This window comes from Enterococcus sp. E5-37 (assembly GCF_035726925.1).
GTDB classification, from domain to species: Bacteria; Bacillota; Bacilli; order Lactobacillales; family Enterococcaceae; genus Enterococcus_B; species Enterococcus_B faecium.
This window is the reverse complement of record NZ_JAPMLG010000028.1, coordinates 1-2,924: the sequence shown is the minus strand read 5'-3', so window position 1 is coordinate 2,924 and position 2,924 is coordinate 1. Positions and strand designations below refer to the sequence as shown.

Annotated in this window: 3 protein-coding genes; 1 reads left to right on the top strand and 2 read right to left on the bottom strand. The window is 30.8% G+C overall.

Annotated features, from left to right (window positions below; translation table 11 throughout):
- Positions 1-564: 564 nt before the first annotated feature.
- Both OS138_RS12670 and OS138_RS12665 read right to left on the bottom strand, forming a co-directional pair.
- On the bottom strand, positions 565-972 hold the full coding sequence (locus OS138_RS12670; protein WP_002297442.1) for a type II toxin-antitoxin system death-on-curing family toxin: 408 nt from the start codon (positions 970-972) through the stop codon (positions 565-567).
- Positions 969-1,202, bottom strand: a complete 234-nt coding sequence (locus OS138_RS12665) for an addiction module antitoxin (protein WP_002297441.1) — start codon at positions 1,200-1,202, stop codon at positions 969-971. The genes OS138_RS12670 and OS138_RS12665 overlap by 4 nt, the downstream gene beginning before the upstream one ends.
- Positions 1,203-1,534: 332 nt before the next feature.
- On the opposite strand from OS138_RS12665, the gene xerS reads away from it, so the two are divergent.
- A complete protein-coding gene (xerS, locus tag OS138_RS12660; protein ID WP_002297440.1) occupies positions 1,535-2,620 on the top strand; it encodes a tyrosine recombinase XerS in 1,086 nt (361 codons plus the stop codon).
- Positions 2,621-2,924: the final 304 nt, after the last annotated feature.

Genomic DNA, 2,924 nt, shown 5'->3' with positions numbered 1-2,924 from the left:
CGATTTGTTGCTTGAATTCTTGTGAAAAAGTTCTTCGTGTTCTCTTAGACATAAAAATTCCTCCTGGTATGTTTTCTTCTAGTCTACACACCTTAATTTTTCTGTCTAGTTAATTGTAGCCTATCCAATATGACTGATATTTATAAAAAATTCCTGATATTAGAACAAGAATACGCTGTCTTCAAATGTATAATATTACAATAGCACGATATAGCAATATTGTTATATCGTGTTTCATAATAATCAAGAGCTTTAAAATTAGTATTTATTAGATACTTAAAAGCTATTTTAGTATTGATAAATTGTTACCAGCAACAAAAAAGAAGTTACTTAGTGCTAACTTTTGAGCAACTGCTAGAGGAGGTAGGATATGGCTAATTATCCTGTAATTTTTATTGTATTTTCTAGAAATGTAATTACTCTCTTAAACATTCCAGCATATCCAAGTATATAGAAAATTTACGTTTTCTATATACTTGGATTTGGATTATAGCTATTTGTAATTTACCTAAATTATTTCGCTATAGCAGCTATTAACACTATAAAGACACATACAGCAACTCCTTAAATGGGTTTCGTATGTGTCTTTATAGTGTTAATCACTTCATATTTTAGTTGATCAAAATCCTTATCATATGTGGCAATATATACCACTAAATTTACAGCATCTTTTTGATCAATAGCTAAAAGCTGTCCATTGATTTTCAAAAAGACAAAAGTAGCTAAGAAAGCAGTACGTTTATTTGCATTATGAAAAGGATGTTTCTTTATCAATTGTATAAGTAAGATAGCTGCTTTTTCATAAATCGAAGGATAAACCTCTTCTCCAAAAGCTGAGGCTCGAAGTTGCCCTACACACATTTCTAAAGCATTCGCATCCTTTACACCAAGGGGTTCATTAGGAGAGTATTTTTTTATTTGGATTACATTCATTTTTATAATATCTTTGGCTTCTAGGTAATGAATACTCATTTATCGACAAGCTCTCTAAAAGTAGTATCATATTCAGTTAATGCTTGAGATATTGCTACATCAATTTCATCAGATAAGGCTTGTTTTTTTGTAATTGCGGCTCGAAGTTTTTCTTCATCTAAAAAAACCGTATCTCCGGGATTTAACCCATTTTCTTTAAGAAATTCCTTTGAAATAGTTAATACTACTGAGTTCCCCACTTCCCTAAATTTTCTTTCTTTAATTGCCATAGTCTTCTCCCCCTTTTTCTTTGTATATACAGTATATACGCTTGTTGATTTTAAATCAAGCATAGTCCCTCTCATGTCTAACTCTATAGAAAGATTGTTCTTTCTATATAATTAATTAAGAAAATTCAAAAAATTTAGATTGCTCCCTTCTATTTCCTTCCCTATTTATGTATACCATTTATTTTAAATTAATAAACGTATACCTATTTATATGCTTTTTTTGAAACAAATTAATAAATTTTAGAGCATACCAATTGACAAAACATTCTATAATTGGTATAGTCCAATTATAGAGATACTCTTCTCCCCTACTTATTGAAAGGATGAATGACATGAAAAATACAGAAATATATCAAAAAATAGATACAATCATACTTCATATGCCCGATTATATAAAAGATTTTGTTCAAGATCGTGAGGATAAAGATCAATCACCTCGAACCACTTTAGAATATCTAAAAAATTATAAGCTCTTTTATGAATGGCTTCTGAGTGAGTCTATCGTTCCTGATACTTCTATCACCTCGATAAGACAGTTAACTGCCTATGACCTAAACTTGTACAAATCTCATTTGAAACGTCGCACAAAAGAAAATGTAAAAAAAGAGACAACAAAAACTAAGCTCAAAGATAATAATAACTTAGGTCTATCTACTTCTACTATCAATAGAAACATCACAGCATTAAAGGTTCTATTTAAATATCTTTCGAAAAGTTCTAATAATCCCCTAGGAAAACCATACTTAGACAATAATCCTATGGACCAAGTAACAACCATCACAGATAAAACTACGTTAGCTGCACGTGCCAATGCCATTGAGAAAAAATTATTTCTAGATGAGGATACACAAAATTATCTAGATTATATTGCCAATGAATATAAAAATACTTTGAGCAAACGAGCTTTGATCTACTACCATCGAGATGTAGAAAGAGACCTAGCGATCAATGCACTGATTTTAGGATCTGGATTGAGACTCTCCGAAGTTGTAAATATTAACTTGGATGATCTATCTTTGGATAAGAATAAGGTGGTAGTAACTAGAAAAGGAAATAAGAGAGATGCGGTCAATATAGCAGCATTCGCAATGGAATATTTAGCTAATTATCTAGCTATTCGGAAAGAACGATATAAAGTGACAGAAAACGAAAAAGCATTATTTCTAGCAATTTACCAAGGAGAAGCCAAACGTATATCCGGTATTGCAATCGAACGGATGGTAGCAAAATATTCGAAAGGATTCAGAGTACAAGTCAGTCCGCATAAACTGCGTCATACATTGGCTACTAGACTCTACCAACAGACAAATTCTTTGGTATTGACTGCCCAACAATTGGGACATTCAAGTACAAATACAACAACTTTATATACTCATATAGATAATGCAGCTACCATTGATGCATTGAACGCTTTATGAGTATAATATATAAATAGCCAAAATAGTAAAGTGAGAATAATGAATGAAACCATGAATCCTTTTAACGTAAATGGATTCATGGTTCTTTTTTTGTTGTAACCAATAATCTTTTGTTAATAAATATGATTAACTATTGAGTAATTCATAATAAATTATAATTACTGGCAAGTAGAGGTGGGAGAGTATAAAATATTTTGTGTAAATGAAAAAATCCATACAAAAAAGGAAGTCCCTTCTGTAGAATAAAGTTAACGACAACCAATTCACAGAAAAGAGGACTTCCCTATGAATGATTTTACTACAG